This window comes from Actinacidiphila guanduensis (assembly GCF_900103985.1).
GTDB classification, from domain to species: Bacteria; Actinomycetota; Actinomycetes; order Streptomycetales; family Streptomycetaceae; genus Actinacidiphila; species Actinacidiphila guanduensis.
This window is the reverse complement of sequence record NZ_FNIE01000001.1, coordinates 197025-214937: the sequence shown is the minus strand read 5'-3', so window position 1 is coordinate 214937 and position 17913 is coordinate 197025. Positions and strand designations below refer to the sequence as shown.

The following is a 17913-nucleotide window of genomic DNA, read 5'->3' as shown; positions in this document are numbered from 1 at the left end:
CGTTCTCCCACCGCTTCCGCCGCAGTCCAGCGGCAGTGCGGGTGCCGCGAACCACTTCCGGAACCATCTACGGGATTGTCCGTAGATGTCCCCTTTGACCCTTGAATTCGGAACCTCTAACAATTCACGAGTCCCCAAACGGAAGAGGTTCATCCCGCATGCAGCTCCCCACGATCCCGAAGAAGCTCCCCGCCGTTGCCAAGTTCAACCGCCTGTCGAAGAAGCACAAGATCACCGCTGCCGGCGCAGGCGCCGCAGCCGCGGTCGTGCTGGCAGTGGTCGGCCTGGAAGCGACCGCCGGGGCCGGATCGGCGACCGCGGCGGGCGACGCCACCGGGTTCAGCGTCTCCACCGGTCAGCACGTGAAGGAAATGGGCGCCACCACGGGCTTCGCCGCGCCGAAGGCCGCCCCCGCGGCCAAGCCGAGCGCCCAGCCCAAGGTCGACCTGACCGCGGCAGCCAAGAAGCACGCCGCGCAGGTGGCCCAGCAGAACGCCGCCAAGAAGGCAGCCGCCGAGAAGGCAGCCGCCGAGAAGGCGGCAGCCAAGAAGGCAGCCGCGAAGAAGGCGGCCGCCGCCAAGGAGCACACGGCCGCCAAGCCGGCCTCGCGCTCGGCCGCCCGGCCCGCGGTGCACCACGCCAAGGCGCACGCGGCCAAGCCCGCCAAGCCCGCCGCCAAGCCGGTGGCCGCCACCTACCCGAACAACCTCGACGGCTGGATCCGCCAGTCCCTGGCGATCATGCACGCCCACCACATCCCGGGCACGTACGAGGGCATCCACCGCAACATCATCCGCGAGTCCAGCGGCAACCCGAAGGCGATCAACCTGTGGGACATCAACGCCCGCAACGGCATCCCCTCCAAGGGCCTGCTGCAGGTGATCAACCCGACGTTCGACCGCTACCACGTCGCCGGCACCTCGTGGAACATCTACAACCCGGTCGCCAACATCACCGCGGCCTGCAACTACGCCGCCGACCGCTACGGCTCGATGGACAACGTCAACTCCGCGTACTGACCGGCCCCCGGCCGCGTCCGTACCGCACCACCGCCGCAGGGCGGCGGGACCGAGACCCGGCCCCGCCGCCCTGCGGCCATGTGCGGTTCCCGCGCGGGCACCGGATCGGCCACCCGGCCGGGGGAGCGGCAGGGCCGCGTACTACCGTCGGCGTGCGGGCCCGCCCTTCGGCGCTGCGGTGGGGGCGGCCGCGCCGGCCGGGCGGCCCGCCCGGCCGCACCGCGACCACCGCGCCGCAAGGGAGTACGCGCAGATGACACAGGCAGGCCCGGTCACCCTGGACGACGTCCGCGACGCCGCGGAGCGGATCAAGGGTGTCGCCCACCGCACCCCGGTGCTGCGCTCGCGCACCCTGGACCGGATCGCCGGCGCCGAGGTGCTGCTGAAGTGCGAGAACTTCCAGCGGATCGGCGCCTTCAAGTTCCGCGGCGCCTACAACGCCGCCTCCCGCCTGTCGCCCGAGCAGCTCTCCCGCGGCATCGCCGCCTACTCCTCCGGCAACCACGCCCAGGCCGTCGCGCTGGCCGCCCGCGAGCTGGGCAGCAGCGCCGTGATCGTCATGCCGGAGGACACCCCCGCCTCCAAGATGGCCGCCACAGCCGGCTACGGCGCCGAGATCGTCACCTACGACCGCTACACCGGCGACCGGGTCGCCATCGGTGGGGCGCTGGCCGCCGAGCGCGGCCTGGCCCTCATCCCGCCCTACGAGCACCCGCACGTCATCGCCGGCCAGGGCACCGCCGCCCTGGAGTTGCTGGAGGAGGCGGGCGAGCTGGGCGCGCTGCTGACCCCGGTGGGCGGCGGCGGCCTGATCGCGGGCAGCGCCACGGCTGCCAAGGGCCTGGACGGCGGCATCCGCGTGGTCGGCGTGGAGCCCGAGGCGGGCGACGACACCCGGCGCTCCCTGGCGGCCGGCGAGCGCGTCACCATCCCGGTGCCGCGCACCATCGCCGACGGCCTGGCCGCCGAGACTCCCGGCGAGCTGACCTTCTCGATCAACCGGCGGCTCGTGGACGAGGTCGTCGCCGTCTCCGAGGACGAGATCCGCGCGGCCATGCGGTTCGCCTTCGAGCGGCTGAAAATCGTCCTCGAGCCCAGCGGCGCCAGTGTGCTCGCCGCGCTGCTGGCCGGGAAGGCGGGCAGGCTGCCCGCGCGGGTGGGCGTGGTGCTGTCGGGCGGGAACATCGACACCAAGCGCTTCGCCGAGCTGTGCGCGCAGGCCCCCGCCGTCGCCTGAGGCACGGCTGCCCGAGATGCCCAGGGTTGCCTGGTGTCTCCGGGTACGATCCGCGGTGCCACCTTTGTGCCACTCCGGCAGCCGCTGCCCGGCAACCGGTACCCGGAGGCGTCCCTCGGGTAACGCGGGGCATAAGGTTCTGTGATCGTTGTACTGTCGGCGAGTCTCCCGGCCGGCGGCCGGTAACCGTACGGCGAGAAAGGCCGACCGAATGCTGCAGGTGTACCGTTCGAGCCCTTCCAGGAGCGTACGGCACGCGGGGGTGGGGTCCGCAGGCCGCGGACGGCTCGCGCGCGCCGGGGGAGGAGCCCCGCCGGGGTGCCCCGGCGGCAGCGGTCCGGGCCGACGTCCGGGCGGCTGCCGATGACGCAGAAGACCGCCGCCACCGCCGATGACGCCGCCCGGGCCGGGGAGCCCCGGCGGCGCCTGCGGCCCCGCCCGCTGCTGCCCGAGCGGATGCGCACCCGGACCCGCCCCCGGCTCGCCCTGGAGCTGGGCTTCACCGTCGCGCTCTACCTCGCCTACAGCCGCACCCGCAGGTACGTGCCCCGGCACGAGACCGCGGCCATGCACCGCGCCCGCGAGGTGCTGCACTTCGAGCGCATAGTGCACCTCAATCCCGAGCTGGTGCTCAACCACGCGGTCAACCGGGTCGACTGGCTGATCGTCGGGATGAACTACTACTACGCCACGCTCCACTTCGTGGTGACCCCCACCGTCCTCATCTGGCTGTACGCCTGCCGCCCCGCCTACTACCGGGCCGGCCGCACCGCCCTGTACAGCGCGACCCTGCTCGCCCTGATCGGCTTCACCTTCTTCGCCCTGGCCCCGCCGCGGTTCCTGAAGTCGCAGGGCTTCGTGGACACCGTCGTCACCCACCACACGTGGGGGTCGTGGGACTCCGGGCACGTCAGCGCCGTGTCCAACCAGTACGCGGCCATGCCGTCGGTGCACATCGTGTGGTCCGCCTGGTGCGGGCTCACCCTGGCCTACCTCGCCCGCCGCACCTGGGTGCGGGTGCTCGGCGCCTGCTACCCGCTCGCCACCTTCGTGGTGATCCTCTCCACGGCCAACCACTTCCTGGCCGACGCGGTCGCCGGCGCGGCCACCCTCACGATCGGCTTCCTCTTCCAGCGCGCCCTGTCCGGCCGCCCCGCCTACGCACTCCCCGACGCCGAGGTGCGCTACGGCCCGCAGTCCGCCCGCTGGTGGCGCAGGCGCGAGCCGAAGGAGCAGACGGCGCCGGTCCCGGAGGGGGAGGGCACCGGCCCGGCCGCGGGCCGCACACCGGGCGAGAGCCCGGGCCCGGGCGAGCTGACCGGCAAGTCAACGTAGCCCGTACGGACAGCCGGCCGCCGGTCCGCACGCAGCGCACGCGCGGACCCGCGGTGTGTGGCATTCCGGCCGGGGCCGCCGTGCTCAGGTGCGGCGGCTCCACTGCGGGCCCACCAGCGCCCACTCGCGGGTCAGCCGCTCCGAGCGGCGGCGGTCGATCGAGTGCTGGACGGCGATGCTGCCGCAGCTGATCACGCAGGCAGCGCCGCTGGCGGTGATGGCGCCGTAGGCGACGGCCCGGGACTGGGTCAGCGCGGGGTCCGGCGGCGGCCGGTGCACCGCCCCCTTGGCGTCCAGCCAGATCACCGTCCGGCTGCCCGCGGGGCTGTCCGGCGCGACCTCGGCGGTGGCCACCTCGGCGCCGTGCGGGGTGTGCCAGGTGACGGTGGCGTGCACCCTGCTCTGCGTCCCCGTCGCCGGGGGCGCCTGCTCGGTGACGGTCGCGGCCACCTGGTGCAGCCCGGTCGTCGCCGCCTCGGCGTCGGCGGCCGTGTGGACCCCCACGGCCGCGCCCGCCGCGGGGGCGCCCAGGACGAGCGCCGCTCCCGTGGCCAGCAGCACCCACGCCTCCACGCGGTCCGTACCGCGCTTGAGCGGGTTGCGCCGCCAGCGCCAGAACCTCCTGGTCGTACGCATGAGTGCGGGCTCCTTCGGCAGCATCCACGCCGGAGCGGTGGCCCCCGTCCGCCCCCGTACCCCTTGCCGTCCACCCTTTCGCGCCGGGCGGCCCGCCGAAAGGGCCGTTCGGCCGCGGTACCCCGGTCGTACGGACCCGGTGCCGCGGGCGGAGCGGACGCGACCCGCTCTCCTCCTCCAGGATGACCCGCCGGGCGCGGCACGGCAGCGCGGGGGCGCCGGCGGCGCGCGGTCTGCATGTGCACGGGGGAGGGGGCCGTCCTGTGCAGGGGCGGCCCGGCGCTCGGGACGGGCGGGTCAGTGCTCCGGGACCAGGACGGCGGCGCCGTTGACGCGGTCGGCCGCGAGGTCGGCGAGGGCCTCGTCGGCCAGGTCCATCGGGTACCGGGTGATCGTGGGCCGGATGCCGATGCGGTGGGCGGCGGCCAGGAAGTCGCGGCCGTCCTCGCGCGTGTTCGACGTGACACTGCGCAGGTCCCGCTCCTGGAAGAGGTGGTCCTGGTAGTTCAGGACCGGGATGTCGGTGAGGTGGATGCCGGCGATGGCGAGGGTGCCGCCGCGGTCCAACGCCGCCAGCGCCACCGGCACCAGGTCGCCGACCGGGGCGAACAGGATCGCCGAGTCCAGCGCGTCGGGGGGCGCGTCGTAGCCGCCCCGCGCGGAGGCCGCGCCCAGCTCCAGGGCGAGCGCCTGCGCCTGCGGGGAGCGGGTCAGGACGTGGACGGTGGCGCCGTCGGCGAGCGCGACCTGCAGGGCGAGGTGGGCCGACGCGCCGAAGCCGTAGATGCCGAGGCGGCCGCCCTCGGGCAGGGCGCTGCGGCGCAGCGCCCGGAAGCCGATGATGCCCGCGCACAGCAGCGGGGCGAGTTCGGCGGGGTCCGCGTCCCCGGGCAGCGGATAGGCGTAGGCGGCTGGCAGCAGCGTACGGTCGGCGAAGCCGCCGTCGGCGTCCCACCCGGTGTACCGCGAAAAGGGGCACAGGTTCTCCTGGCCGCGCCGGCAGTACGCGCACGTGCCGCACGTGTACCGCAGCCACGCGCCGCCGACGCGGTCCCCGACGGCCATGCCCTCGATCCCCTCGGCACCCGGGCCTGCGGCCACGACCCGGCCGACGATCTCGTGCCCGGGGATCGTCCCCGGCAGATGGGGCTCCAGGTCCCCCTCGGCCAGGTGCAGGTCCGTACGGCAGACCCCGCAGGCCTCCACCTCCACCACCAGCTCCCCCGCCTGGGGCGCGCGCAGCTCCCGCCGCACCCTCACCAGCGGCCGGGTGTCCATCTTTCCGGGCCGTCCCACCCCCCACCCGGTGATCTCGCCCATTTTCCCCATACCCCCAGCATCCGCCCTCCCCCCGGAACAGCAACCCCACCCCGGAGAGCCCCCGGGGGCTCCGCGTGGCGGCCGCCGGGCCCCGCAAGCAGCGGGTTCCACAGGACCGCCCGGCCCCCGTGCGAGGCCAAGCGGCCCAGGGACGCAAAAAGTGCCCGCGGCAGCGGTTCACGGACAATGGACCGTACCTATCCGATCCAGTACAAAACGGCAGGTGCACGCATGGCGCACAACAGCACGCCGGCCACCGCCGTGCTCGACGGCGCCGGGACGATCCGGGGGTGGACCGCGCCCGCCCAGGACGCGCTGGGGTACCGCGCCCAGGACGTGCTCGGCCGCCCGGTGGCCGACCTGCTGCCGGAGCGGACGGCGGCCGCCCAGGTCGCCGGGCTGCGGGCCCACAACCGCACGGGGGAGCCGTGGACGGCCCGCACCCAGCTCCGCCGGAAGGACGGCAGCGGCGTCGTGATGGACGTCCAGGCCTGGCCTCTGGACGGCGCCGGGGACGACACGTGGCTGCTGACGGCAGCCGACCGCTCGGGCCTGACCGCGTGGCCGCCCGCGGGCTCCACCGTGAGCGCCGCGCTGCTCGCCCGCTCCCCGGTCGGCCTGACCCTGTGGGACACCGACCTGCGCTGCATCTGGGCGAACGCCGCCGCCGAACGCCAGGACGGCGTCCTGCGCCGCCACCGGATCGGCCGCCTGATGAGCGAGGTGCAGCCCGGCGCCAACGGCCGCGCGATCACCGCCGCGATGCGCCAGGTGCTGGAGACGGGGGAGCCGGTCATCGAGCGCGAGTACACCTGGCGGGTCCCAGGCGAGGACCAGGACCGCATCCTGTCCGCCTCGTACTTCCGGCTGGACGGCCCGGACGGCCGCCCGCTCGGCCTGTGCAACATGGCCACCGACATCGAGACCTCGCTCGCCCGCCAGCACCTGCTCACCCTCGGCCAGGTCGGCAACCGCATCGGCACCACGCTCGACGTCATCCGCACCGCGCAGGAGCTCGCCGACGCCGCGGTGCCGCTGCTCGCCGACTACGTCACCGTCGACCTCGCCGAGAGCGTGCCGCTGGGCGAGGAGCCGCTGCAGCGCCTGCCGTCCACCCCGGGCGCCATCCCCGTCTTCCGCCGGGCGGGCCTCGCCTCGGTGCACGAGGGGATGCCCGAGGCGCTGTGGAAGGTGGGCGAGCCGGTGTTCGTCCCGCCGTCCTCACCGTTCACCCACGCCCTGTTCTCCGGCCGCACGCACTACGAACCGGTGCTGGACACCTCGCCCGGCACCTGGCTGGACCAGGACCCCGACCGCGCCCGGGTGATCGCCGAGACGGGCATGCACTCGCTGGTGGTCGTCCCGCTCAAGGCTCGCGGCACCGTCCTCGGCGTGGCCGTCTTCATCCGCAGCGACACCCGCCTGCCCTTCTCGCGCGACGACGTGCTGCTGATCGAGGAGCTGACCGGGCGGGCCGCGCTCAGCCTGGACAACGCCCGCCGCTACACGCGTGAGCGCGCCTCGGCCGTCGCCCTCCAGCGCAACCTGCTGCCGCGCAACCTGTCGGGCGGCAAGGCCGTGGACGTCGCCTCGCGCTACCTGCCCGCGCACACCCACGAGGGCGTCGGCGGCGACTGGTTCGACGTGATCCACCTGCCGGGGCACCGGGTCGGCCTGGCGGTCGGCGACGTCGTCGGGCACGGGATCAACGCGGCCGCCCTGATGGGCCAGCTGCGCACGGTCATGGGCACGCTCGCCGACCTCGACCTGCCCCCGCACGACCTGCTCGCCCGGCTCGACCGCCGGGTGCTGCTCATGGGCGACCAGGACGACGCCGAGCCGCCCGGCGGCCCCGTCATGAGCTGCACCTGCGTGTACGCGGTGTACGACCCGGTCACCCGGCGCTGCACCATGGCGAGCGCCGGCCATCCGCCGCCCGCGGTGCTCACCCCGGACGGCACCGTGTCCTTCGCCGACCTGCCGTCCGGCCCGCCGATCGGCCTGGGCACCATGTCGTACGAGTCGGTGACCATGGAGCTGCCCGAGGGCACGGTCATCGCCCTCTACACCGACGGCCTGGTGGAGACCAGGAAGGACGACATCGACGTCGGGCTGGAGCGGCTGCGCCGGGCGATGGCCCGCACCGGCACCTCGCTGGACGACCTGTGCACGCACATCATCGGCGCGATGGCGCCGAACGTCGCCCACCGCCCGCAGCGCCCGCCGGGCTCGCGCCTGCCGATCCTCCGGCCGGAGGACGACATCGCGCTGCTGCTGGCCCGTACGCGAGTGCTGGGCGCGGAGGAGGCGGCCACGCGGAACGCGCTGCGGCTGCCGACGCCCTGAGGGGCATGGCCGGGTATCCGGTGCTGATCGGCGATGCCCCGTGCCTGCGCGGCTGCACCTCGTGCCTGTGCGGCGGCGCCTCGTGCCTGCGTGCCCCTCGATATGTGGCTATGTCGAATAGCTATGTAAGATAGCTATGTGGACGAAGAAGAAGTGCGCCGGCTCCGTACGCAGATCAAGCTGCTCCAGCGGCGGCTGCGGCGCGAGACCTTCCCCGAGCACGGGTTGTCGCGCACCGCCCTGCAGGTGCTCGCCGCCACCGTGCGCTTCCCCGGCACCCCGCAACCCCGGCACTTGGCCGAGGAGCTGATGATGACCAGCTCCAACGTGGCCGCCGCGCTGCGCGAGTTGGAGGCGGCCGGGCATGTGCGGCGGCGCAAGGACGCCGCGGACGCCCGGCGGGTGCTCGTGCTCGCCACCGAGCAGGGCGAGGCCGTGGTCGCCGGGGTGCGCAACGACCGGGACAGCTGGCTCGGCCGCGCGGTGGAGACCCTGCTCGACCCGCGGGAGCAGCGGCTGCTGCTGGCGGCGGGCGAACTGATGCAGCGGCTCGCGGAGTTCGAGCCGGAGCCCGCGCCGGCACTTTCCGGCAGCCCTGCCGCGGTGCCGGCCGCGGGAACACCGGCCGCATCCACCGGCGGGACCGGGACCGGCGGGCGGGCCTCGTGACGGCCGGTGCCGCGGCCGCCCCCGGCCCCCTCGCCCGCGCCCTGTCCTCACTGTCCGTGCGCAACTACCGGCTGTACTTCTGGGGTTACTCGGTATCGGTGGCCGGCACATGGATGCAGTCGCTCGCGCTCGCCCTGCTCGTGCTGCGCCTGACCGGCAGCGGCAGCGACCTCGGCATCGCGACCGCCGCCCGCTTCCTGCCGTTTGTCGTCCTCGGCCCGGTCGGCGGACTCGTCGCCGACCGCTACGACAAGCGCCGGCTGCTCTACCTGACGCAGTCCGCCTCGGCCGGCATCGCGGTCCTCTTCGCCGTGCTCACCGCCCTGGACGCCATCAATGTCGGCCTGGTGATCGGCCTTTCGCTGCTGCTCGGCTCGCTCACCGTCTTCGACAACCCCGCCCGGCAGAGCCTGATCGGCGAACTCGTCCCGCGCGAGCGGCTCGCCAACGCCGTCACCCTCAACTCCGTGTCGGTGAACATGGCGCGGGTGATCGGCTCGGCGGCGGGCGGCGCGATCGTCGCCGCCTTGGGGCTCACCACGTGCTTCGCGCTCAACGCGGTCTCCTTCGGCGCCGTGATCGTCAGCCTCGCCCGGATGCGGCGCTCCGAGATGGCCCCGGTGGACCGTCCGCCGCGGCAGAAGGGCCAGATCCGCGACGGCCTGCGCTACACCCGCCGCACCCCCGCGCTGCTCCTGCCGCTGCTGATGCTCACCGTCACCGGCATGCTCGCCTACGAGTTCCCCCTCACTCTCCCGCTGGTCGCCCGCGGCGCCTTCCACGGCGGGGCGGGCACCTTCGGCGCGATGGTCACCGTGATGGCGGTCGGCGCGGTTGTCGGCGGGCTCATCGTCGCCGCGAGGGGCGCCCCGAGGCGCCCGGGAGCGCTGGCCGTCGCGGGCATCGGCTGGGGCCTGGCCATCCTCGCCGCCGCCCTCGCGCCCGACCTCGCCGTCGAGCTGGCCGTCCTGCCCTTCGTCGGCTACGGCAGCATCACCTTCAACTCCCTGTCCAAGACGGCCATGCAGCTCGCCGCCGCCCCCTCGATGCGGGGACGTGTCATGGCCCTGTGGGCGATGGCGTGGGGCGGCACCACGGTCGTCGGCGGCCCCCTGGTCGGCTGGATCGGCCAGACCTTCGGCAGCCGCTGGTCCCTGATCGCCGGCGGCGCACCCACGCTGGCGCTGGGCCTGCTGATGTACCCGGTGATGCGCCGGACAGTGCCGCCACCCGATGAAGTCACTTCCGAGCGGGGGAGCACCTCCGAGCCCGCGTCCGCCTCCGGCAGCCCGACGACGGGTGCCACGGCTGCCGTTGAGCCGACGCGGCCGGAGGCGGCGGCTGCGGAGGTGCCGCCGGCGCCGGCGGATGCGCGTACGCCCCACGGCAGTTGAGACGGCGGTCTCTCACCTGTGGGGAGGCGCCGGGCTGTTGGTCGAGCGAGGTCCACGCGGCGGCGGTCGAGCCCGGCGCCCCGGGTTGGCAAGCGGGGGAGGAGCGGGCCCGTCGGTGAGGGCGGGCCCGGTGGTCGGTCAGGCCAAGGCGACGGCCAACTCGGCGCGGTCCGGCGGGTTCGCGCCCGGGCGGGAGACAGTGAGCGCGGCTGCGGTGCCCGCCTGGCGCAGGACACGGGCGAGGGCCGCCTCGTCCAGTTCGCCCAGTGCGGTACGGGCGTCGCCGCCGGTCAGGCCGAGGTCGGCGAGCGCGTCCAGGGCGGCGGACATGAAGGAATCGCCCGCGCCCACCGTATCGGCCACCTGGGTGGCGACGGGCGTGCCCGTGACCGCGTGGGTGCGGGTGTGGGCGACGGCCCCCTTGGCGCCGAGGGTCACGAACACCGCGGCGGGTCCCATCTCCAGCCAGCGCGCGGCGACGTCCGCGACGGAGGCGTGCGGGTAGAGCCAGGCCAGGTCCTCGTCGCTCGCCTTGACGACATCGGCCAGCGCCACGCACTCCTCGACGCGGGCGACGGCGTCGTCGTGCTCGCCGAACAGCGCGGGGCGCACGTTCGGGTCGTAGCTGACGGTGGCGTACGGCCGCAGGCGCTCGGCCATCGCGAGCACCGCGGCCGCGCCGGGGGCGCACACGGCACCGATCGAACCGAGGTGCACATGCCGGGGCGCGACCGGCAGCAGCACGGGCCGCAGCGTCCAGCCGACCGAGAAGTCGTACGAGGCGCTGCCGTCGCCGTCCAGCGTGACCACGGCGGTCGGGGTGGCGACCCCGCGCTGCCCGTCGTCCAGCAGGTCCACGCCGGCCTTGCGCAGGTGGTCCCCGATCAGCTCGCCGGCCGCGTCCTCGCCCAGTTGCGTCAGCAGCGCGGTCCGCCGCTCCAGCCGTGCCAGCCCGTACGCCACGTTCGCGGGGCTCCCGCCGGGATGGGGCACGTCCGGCCGCCCCGGTACGCGGACGATATCGGCGACGCACTCGCCGATCACCAGAAATTCCGTCATCCCCTCAGTTTCCCGGATCGCCCCCACCCTGTACGCGGCGCCCCACCGCAGCCGGCCCTGCGGGATCGCCAGGGGCGCCTGGTGCGCACTCTCCCGCTACGGCGCCGCGGGGCGCCCCCGGGCCGAAGGGGGCCGATCGGGTCCGCGCCGAACCCCCGGCGGTCGCGGACGCTCCCTCGCCCACACGGTGACCCCCGTACGCTTCGCCCGCCCCCGAGCAGCCGGCTCGGTGCGTTTTCGGCGGACGCCCGGTGGGCCCCCGCGAAGATCCCGCGCGGTGTGGAAGAGTGATCTTCGGGAACCGTGACTCAAGCCGTGACCCAGGAAAGGCGTGACATGTCGAAACCCCCGCTCACCGCAGAGGCCGTCGAACTGCTCAAGAAGGCGAACCCCGCCGTCATCACCACCCTGCGGCCCGACGGCCAGCCCGTGTCGACCGCGACCTGGTACCTGTGGGACGAGGGCCGCGTGCTGGTGAACCTGGACCATGTCCGCGCCCGCCTCAAGCACATGCGCAACGACCCCCGGGTCTCCCTGACCGTGCTCGCGGGCGACGACTGGTACACCCACGTCAGCATCGTCGGCCACATCGGCGCCATCCAGGAGGACGCCGGGCTCGTCGACATCGACCGCATCGCCCAGCACTACATCGGCAAGCCGTACCCCGTCCGCGACCGCCAGCGCTTCAGCGCCTGGATCGAGATCGACCGCTGGCACGGCTGGGGCGCCATGAAGGACAACGACCAGCCGGGCTGAGCCGCCATCCCGCCCGCGCCCCACGGAAAACCGCTGGCCCGCCCCACCGCCGCCGCGCCACCCTGGCCGCGTGGAAGAACCGGAGCACCGCATCCGCGCGGCCCACACCGCCACACCACCGTGACGGTCTACCAGGCGTACAGCCCCGGTATCGGGCTGCCCGCGGCGAGGGCGGGCCGATTCCCGGGCACGTGGCAGCGGGACCGTATGACGTGGATCAAGCCGTCGTTCCTGTGGATGATGTACCGCTGCGGCTGGGCGACCAAGCCGGGCCAGGAGACCGTGGTCGCGGTGGAGATCACCCGCGAGGGACTGGCGTGGGCCCTCGCGCACGCCTGCCTCGCCCACTACGAGCCGGCGCTGCACGGCGACCATGCGGCCTGGAAGGAGCAGATGAAGCGCTCCCCGGCCCGCGTCCAATGGGACCCCGAACGCGACCTGCACCTGCGCCCGTTGCCCTACCGCTCGCTGCAACTCGGCCTCGCGGGCGAGGCGGCCCGCGCGTACGCCGACGAGTGGATCACGGGCATCACGGACGTCACCCCGCTGGCGCACGCGGTGCACGCCCGGGTCCGGGCCGGCGACCTGGACGGCGCCCGCGCCCTGCTGCCCGACGAGCGACCCTACCCCGTCCCCGACGCGGACCTCGCGCACCTGCGGGCCTGAGCAGCGGCCCGTCAGGGCCCGAAGGGACGTCGCGGTGCGGAACGGCGCTGTCCGGCACCGGCCCGCAAGCGTGGCAGGCTGGGCCCTCGACGGAAGGAGAGCCGTGGTCGACACCGGGCGGTTCTGGGAGCTGCTGCGGGCGCTGCCCGTGCCGCAGGACGCGGAGTACCTCTACGGGGACGACCCGCACGGGCGGCTGCGGGAGGCGAACCTGCGGCACTACTTAGAGCTGCTGGCGGACATCGGGCCGCGGGTGATGCTCGTCGGCGAGGCCCCCGGGTACCGCGGCCACACCGTGACCGGGGTGCCCTTCATGAGCATGCGGCAAGTGGGCGCCCGGCCGGGCCTGATCACCGGGCGGCCCGAGGGCGACGGCTTCACGCCGCCGGAGGCCCCGGCGGCGACCTGGGAGTCGTCCTCGGACACCGTATGGAGCGCGATGGCCGACTGGCGCGGACCGCTGCCCCTGTTCTGGGGGGTCTATCCGCTGCACCCCCACGAGCCGGGCCGCCCCGCCACCAACCGCACCCCGCGCGCCGCGGAGATCGCCGCGGGCACCCCGGTGGCCCTCGCCCTGGCCGAGGCCTTCGGCATCACGACCTTCGCGGCGGTGGGCCGCAAAGCCGAGGCCGCCCTGTCCCGCAACGGCATCCCGGCCACCCCGATCCGCCACCCCGCCCAAGGCGGCGCCCGCATCTTCACCACCCAGCTGGCAGCTCTGAACGAGGCCCAGCAGCACCCTCGTCCGAGCTGAAGCGGCCCAATCTCGTAGCCCAGCCGCTCGATTGTCAGCCGGGCGGCGGTCGAGATGCGCGTGCGGGCAGCCGACGGCACGTCACCGACGCGCGTACGACGGCAGGGTGGCGGGCTTTCCTGGTCGCGTACTCGGGTCGTTGGAAGTCTTCCAGGCCTCACGCGTTGAAAGGTGCCGCCTTCCTCGCGGAGCAGGATGCGCAGGTCCCGAGGCTGATGTTGTCGACCACCCCTCGGCGACCAGGAAGTCGGTCGGCTCGGCCAGGCTCCAGGTGGGGAAGCTCGCTCGGCCACGGCTTGGAGGCCATCGAGGTGAGGGCTCTACTTTGGGGACGGTGACCTACGACATCATCTTCGCGCGCCGGCGTCCTGGCCTCACCCTCCTGGAGACATTGGAGGATCGCGCAGCGGAGCACGACCCGGACGCCGAACCGGTACCTCTCCTTTTGACCACGGCCCAGCGCGCCGCATGGGAGCTGATCCTGCGGCGGGTCACTGCGGAGGTCGGGCCCGTTACGTCACAGGAGTACCTCTACAGCCTGACCTTGTGGCGGGACGGCCCTGCCGGCCACCTCCAGCTGGACTACGCCGGGGACTCGGCCGACATCGAGATCCCTTACCGCTACCCGGGAAAGGCGGCATTGCCGATCATCGCGGAGGCGTACCGCGTCGCAGGCATAGTCGAGGAAGCAACCGGGCTCGAAGGCTTCGACGGGCAAACCGAACAGCCCATCGCGGTCGGCGACATCGAAGCCGCCGCTGCCAAGCTCGCCGGCTTCGCCCGTTGGGCCCAAGACAACCTCACCTGACACCAACCCTCCTGCTACGACCAGCAGCGCAACCTCATCGCCCCCAGCAGGCGAACGTCGTCGGGATACGGCACCAGTGAAATTGAAAGGGTGATATCGAAGAAATGGAGGGCCGCTGTGGGCAGAGAGGCGAGCCTCTGGCCAGACAGTCCGACGGTATCGGCTGGCACTCACCACTCGAAGGTCTTCCACTCCTGTTGGGGGATGCAGCCCCCGTGGTGTCCCAGCAACGGTCGGCCCATCCTTCGGCCACCATCACCGGGCGGCTCAATACGAGGTCGCCGGCCCGCTGGGCCCGGAGTACCAAACCAAGCTGGGCCGAGCACGGATCGGCGCACTGCGAGTACCGGAGGTCCTTGTTGTGCGTCTCGAGGTAGTCGGTGAACTGATCCTCCAGGCGTGATGGCACCTGACCCACGAGGCCCATCCCGTCCAGGGTCACCTGCGGACCCCGCAGCGCGTTGACCGCGATGCCTGCCAAGCCGATCGCCCGGTCGTAGTAGACGGTTACCGCCGGCCCGGAGAACCCTGCATCAGGGCGCTGCGCCAGCCAGTAGTCAGCCCGTACCTCGTTTCCGGAAGGACCCTCACGAAGAGCGGCCTGCAGCATGCCATCGACTGCCGCCTCTGCCTGCTCGTGCGTCATGCCGAATTCCAGAGGTCCCACGCATTCGAACGGCGCGAACATCCATCGCAGGCGTTGCCTCTCGTCCAGCACGACCCAGACGTCCGTTGCCACCGATCAACCTCCGGTCAGTTGAGCACTTCAGCCTGGACGGCAAGCAGCGTGACGATACCGGCTTGGTTCGGCCAGCCTGCCATCGACACCCGTCCGGAGCCCCGGCCTCTCGGACGACCGGGGTCCGGCCGATTCGGCCCCAGGTTCTGGCGCGTGGCGGAGTCATCGACTGACCCGCCTCGTCCTCGAAGGGGATCCAGGCGCCGAGGTCCGCCGCCGTGCTCTTACCCGCGGCCGGGTCTCCTTCTTCCACACCTCGACCGCATCGTCGTTGCGCTCGATGGCCCTCCGGTCGGGCTGCTGCCGGCTCCAGCCGTGCCGCTTCAGCAGCCGCCAGGTGCCCTCGACGGTGTAGGAGACGTGGGAAAGCCGACCGATCAGCGTCCTGATCCTCGACAGCGTCCATCGCTGGTCCACCCAGCCGTGGGCCAGCGGGCCACGCTCCAACTCTCCTTCCGGCGTGGTGATCTCGGCTTCGCTGAGCCGAGGCCGACCTGGCGAGCCCTTCGACAGGACACCGGATCCGCAGCGCTCGCGCGCCAGGCCCGACGCCGGCGCTCCACCGACCGCTCGCTCACCCGCAGCGCGGCAGCGATCTCGCGGTTGTTGTCCCCACATTGGAAGCGGTCCACGGCCTGCATCCGGATCCGCTCCCGGACGGCCCTCTCGGCCTCGTTCAGCCGACCGCCCTGCGCGTATCTCACGCCACAGAGCTACCGGAGCCGTCCGGTCGTTTTCTGGCGAACAGCCCCGACATCACCCGATCAAGTTCAGTAGCGCAATGATGGGTTGCCCTTCGGAACTGCCGTTTGTGCCCGCCAAGGCAGTTCTCGCCGGCTGGAGCGGATGCGAGAAGACGAGGTACTTACACTCGACGGCATCATGCGTCGCTGTGTCACCTTCCCTCACGGCTTTCCTGTCCTCCCGAGGGATTGTGTGTGCCGGAGGCGATGTCGGTGCCGTTCGCTGTCTTCTGGTCCTTGATCAGGAGTACAGGGTTGTTCGAGGAGTGGTGATGATGGTGGCGTTGTCCGGACTGTCGGAGCGCAACGCGTTCTCAGCCCTGATCATCAGGACCGACTTTACGGACGAGGCTGCGTGGCGGGAGATGACGGCGGAGCTGGAGAGGTCCTCCCACTACGACGGCGACCCCGCGGAATCCTATGACGTGGTCGACGCGCCGGAGCTGGACGGCGCGGACACAGACGCGATCCTGGCGGCGATATCGGCCCACGAGGAGCTGTGGGACCAGCTTCCTGTGGTGTTCGTCGCCGACAGCACGACGATGCGTGCCGACCACCACGCCCTGCTTGCGGTCACCACCATGACTCGGGAGGACTTTGACGACGACGAGGAGGATGATGAGTACGAGGCCATGGTCGAGTTCGGACGTGAATTCCGCACGCTGCCGAGGGAGGTCCACTCGATCCATGCCAATCTTGAACTGGCCAACATGGACTTCCAGGACTTCTCGTCGAGGGCGCACGAGGACTCGGACGGAGTTTTCCGCTCCTTCTCCTCGACCGCTGGCTGACCCCCGGCTGTCGGGGCCCCGGCACCTGCGCGGCTGTCTTCGGCCGTCCTTGGACGTGGCAGTACGGACGGTCCGCCGGGCACGGCGCGTCCGAGCGGAGCCACGGCGACACATCCACAGCCGGCACCAGGCGCCCGCCGTCGGACCGCGGCAGCGATAATCCCGCCAGCACGGTACGCAGCCGACCGACGTCGATCCAGCCGTGATTCAGACCGCCGCACATCGCTCCGAGCCCACGACGATGCTCCGGCAGCAACATCAGATCCACCAGGGACTTCACCGCACCGTCCGCACACGGCCCCGAGCAGTTCGAACAACTCGTCGCGCCGAGCGCCCAGACACTCATGGGACTCGCCCCGGAAGCGTGACGCTTCCGCGAGCGCCTCCCTCCGGACAGCATCAGGCAGCAAACTCATCGTCAGCCTTCATCGTGGTCACGTGCACCTTGGCCGGAGCACATGATCAGACGAAGGCGCCTCCGACCTGCTCCGGCGGCGTGCAGGGGAGCCCGCGTCACCGCGGAGTCCACCGAGATGTCCCGGTCGGCCCGGCGGCAGCGGCCCGCAGGTCTTCGGCCGTCAGCAGTGACAACAGGCTGATGCCCGCTGCCTTGAGGGCTTCGCCACCGCCTTGCTCCCGGTCGATCACGCACAGCGCCTCATCGACCTGCGCGCCCAGGTTTCGCAGGTCCGCGGCCGACAGCGCGATCTGTCCGCCACTGGTCACCACGTCCTCGACGACCAGCACTTTCCGGCCCGCCACCTCTGCGCCCTCGGCCTGCCGGCAGGTGCCGTACGGCTTGGCCTGCTTGCGGACGAACGCGCACGGAAGGCCGGTGTGCCGGCCGAGTGCGGTCACCACTGGGATGCCGCCCATTTCCAGGCCGGCCAGCACCTGCGTGCCGGCGGGCACCAGAGGGACCATCCGCCGGGCGATCTCATCCAGCAGGACGGGGTCCGCCTCGAACCGGTACTTGTCGAAGTACTCCGTGGCCGTACGTCCCGACCGGAGCGTGAACTGCCCCGTCAGGTGAGAGGCGGCATGGATGCGGAGAGCGAGATCGGAGTGGGTCACAGGCAACTAGTCTCCCAGCCGCCAGCCGCCAGCCGCCAGCCGCCAGCCGCCAGCCGCCAGCCGCCAGCCGCCAGCCGCCAGCCGCCGGTCGCCAGCCGCCAGCCGCCCGGCACACCGGCTCTCCGGGAAACGACGGCCCGGAGGGGCCCTGGCGATTCCGGGACCGCTCGACAGCCGGCAGCGCAGAGGGCTCGCAGACCCCCGACAGGAGACGGGGCGCACCCCGTCGGCATGACAACCGGCCCCGGCACGCGGCAGAGCCGACGCGGGGCCCGTCCTCGTGACAACCTCAGTCGTCGCGTACCTCGCCATTCCGCCCCACCCCGCGGCAGCGGCAGCCGCACAACCCGCACCCCACCCCGCCGCAGCGGCAGCCGCACAACCCGCACCCCAGCCAGAAGCCCACCCCACCCGCCCCACGCGACTCGCGGAAGCTTGTGCGGACTTGTCCCGTCCCCGTCAGGAACCCCGCCAACCCCCGCGGAGCGGGGCGCCCTTGACACCTCGTGAAGCCCAGAGGAACATCACTTTCCGACTTCATGACAACGTTGTCCACCTCGGCGGCTC

The 17913-nt window shown here is 72.8% G+C and carries 15 protein-coding genes and 3 pseudogenes; 11 read left to right on the top strand and 7 right to left on the bottom strand.

What is annotated here, in order from left to right:
* The first annotated feature begins 158 nt into the window (after positions 1-158).
* From BLR33_RS01020 to BLR33_RS01010, 3 genes are all read left to right on the top strand, one after another.
* Positions 159-1019, top strand: coding sequence for a transglycosylase SLT domain-containing protein (locus BLR33_RS01020; RefSeq protein ID WP_093782293.1), 861 nt, complete (start codon positions 159-161; stop codon positions 1017-1019).
* 253 nt (positions 1020-1272) lie between these two features.
* Positions 1273-2256 (top strand): pyridoxal-phosphate dependent enzyme, encoded by a 984-nt coding sequence (locus BLR33_RS01015; protein ID WP_093782292.1) that lies wholly within the window; start codon positions 1273-1275, stop codon positions 2254-2256.
* A gap of 363 nt (positions 2257-2619) precedes the next feature.
* Positions 2620-3591, top strand: a complete 972-nt coding sequence (locus tag BLR33_RS01010) for a phosphatase PAP2 family protein (RefSeq protein ID WP_093782698.1) — start codon at positions 2620-2622, stop codon at positions 3589-3591.
* A gap of 84 nt (positions 3592-3675) precedes the next feature.
* On the opposite strand, the gene BLR33_RS34945 is transcribed toward BLR33_RS01010, so the two are convergent.
* Complete coding sequence (locus tag BLR33_RS34945) at positions 3676-4227, bottom strand: Rv1733c family protein (protein WP_093782291.1); 552 nt, start codon at positions 4225-4227, stop codon at positions 3676-3678.
* Positions 4228-4524: 297 nt separating this feature from the next.
* Positions 4525-5556, bottom strand: a complete 1032-nt coding sequence (locus BLR33_RS01000) for a zinc-binding alcohol dehydrogenase family protein (RefSeq protein ID WP_245771061.1) — start codon at positions 5554-5556, stop codon at positions 4525-4527.
* Positions 5557-5778: 222 nt separating this feature from the next.
* Between BLR33_RS01000 and BLR33_RS00995 the strand changes: the two genes are divergently transcribed.
* The 3 genes from BLR33_RS00995 (at position 5779) to BLR33_RS00985 (ending at position 9956) form a co-directional block, all read left to right on the top strand.
* On the top strand, positions 5779-7893 hold the full coding sequence (locus BLR33_RS00995) for a SpoIIE family protein phosphatase (protein ID WP_176930061.1): 2115 nt from the start codon (positions 5779-5781) through the stop codon (positions 7891-7893).
* Positions 7894-8031: 138 nt separating this feature from the next.
* The gene (locus BLR33_RS00990) at positions 8032-8562 is read left to right on the top strand and encodes a MarR family winged helix-turn-helix transcriptional regulator (protein WP_093782288.1); all 531 of its coding nucleotides are present in this window, start codon (positions 8032-8034) and stop codon (positions 8560-8562) included.
* Positions 8559-9956, top strand: a complete 1398-nt coding sequence (locus BLR33_RS00985; RefSeq protein ID WP_176930060.1) for an MFS transporter — start codon at positions 8559-8561, stop codon at positions 9954-9956. Before BLR33_RS00990 ends, BLR33_RS00985 begins: the two co-directional genes overlap by 4 nt.
* A gap of 138 nt (positions 9957-10094) precedes the next feature.
* Here BLR33_RS00985 and BLR33_RS00980 read toward each other — a convergent pair whose 3' ends face one another.
* The gene (locus tag BLR33_RS00980; RefSeq protein WP_093782286.1) at positions 10095-11015 is read right to left on the bottom strand and encodes a carbohydrate kinase family protein; all 921 of its coding nucleotides are present in this window, start codon (positions 11013-11015) and stop codon (positions 10095-10097) included.
* Between the two features lie 336 nt (positions 11016-11351).
* Here BLR33_RS00980 and BLR33_RS00975 point away from each other — a divergent pair, with 336 nt between their 5' ends.
* The 4 genes and pseudogenes from BLR33_RS00975 to BLR33_RS00960 all read left to right on the top strand — a co-directional run bounded on the left by BLR33_RS00975 (position 11352) and on the right by BLR33_RS00960 (position 13999).
* Positions 11352-11771: a PPOX class F420-dependent oxidoreductase gene (locus tag BLR33_RS00975; protein WP_093782285.1), complete on the top strand. Its 420-nt coding sequence runs from the start codon at positions 11352-11354 to the stop codon at positions 11769-11771.
* Between the two features lie 70 nt (positions 11772-11841).
* Positions 11842-12437 (top strand): annotated as a pseudogene (locus BLR33_RS00970) (DUF4291 domain-containing protein).
* 103 nt (positions 12438-12540) lie between these two features.
* On the top strand, positions 12541-13191 hold the full coding sequence (locus BLR33_RS00965) for a uracil-DNA glycosylase (protein WP_093782283.1): 651 nt from the start codon (positions 12541-12543) through the stop codon (positions 13189-13191).
* A 334-nt stretch (positions 13192-13525) separates the two neighbouring features.
* On the top strand, positions 13526-13999 hold the full coding sequence (locus BLR33_RS00960) for a hypothetical protein (protein WP_093782697.1): 474 nt from the start codon (positions 13526-13528) through the stop codon (positions 13997-13999).
* Between the two features lie 34 nt (positions 14000-14033).
* Here the strand turns inward: BLR33_RS00960 and BLR33_RS35740 are convergent, their stop codons facing one another.
* Both BLR33_RS35740 and BLR33_RS37260 read right to left on the bottom strand, forming a co-directional pair.
* Entirely contained in the window at positions 14034-14738 is a 705-nt protein-coding gene (locus tag BLR33_RS35740; protein ID WP_245771130.1) for a hypothetical protein, read from the bottom strand.
* A gap of 68 nt (positions 14739-14806) precedes the next feature.
* A pseudogene (locus BLR33_RS37260) lies at positions 14807-15442 on the bottom strand (helix-turn-helix domain-containing protein); the annotation flags it as partial.
* Between the two features lie 107 nt (positions 15443-15549).
* On the opposite strand from BLR33_RS37260, the gene BLR33_RS34940 reads away from it, so the two are divergent.
* Positions 15550-16272: a DUF6924 domain-containing protein gene (locus tag BLR33_RS34940; RefSeq protein WP_176930046.1), complete on the top strand. Its 723-nt coding sequence runs from the start codon at positions 15550-15552 to the stop codon at positions 16270-16272.
* A 16-nt stretch (positions 16273-16288) separates the two neighbouring features.
* On the opposite strand, the pseudogene BLR33_RS00935 reads toward BLR33_RS34940, so the two are convergent.
* Together BLR33_RS00935 and pyrE are read right to left on the bottom strand one after the other, a co-directional pair.
* Positions 16289-16688, bottom strand: a pseudogene (locus tag BLR33_RS00935) (transposase); the annotation flags it as partial.
* A 97-nt stretch (positions 16689-16785) separates the two neighbouring features.
* On the bottom strand, positions 16786-17346 hold the full coding sequence (gene pyrE / locus BLR33_RS00930; RefSeq protein WP_093782280.1) for an orotate phosphoribosyltransferase: 561 nt from the start codon (positions 17344-17346) through the stop codon (positions 16786-16788).
* Between the last annotated feature and the right edge of the window lie 567 nt (positions 17347-17913).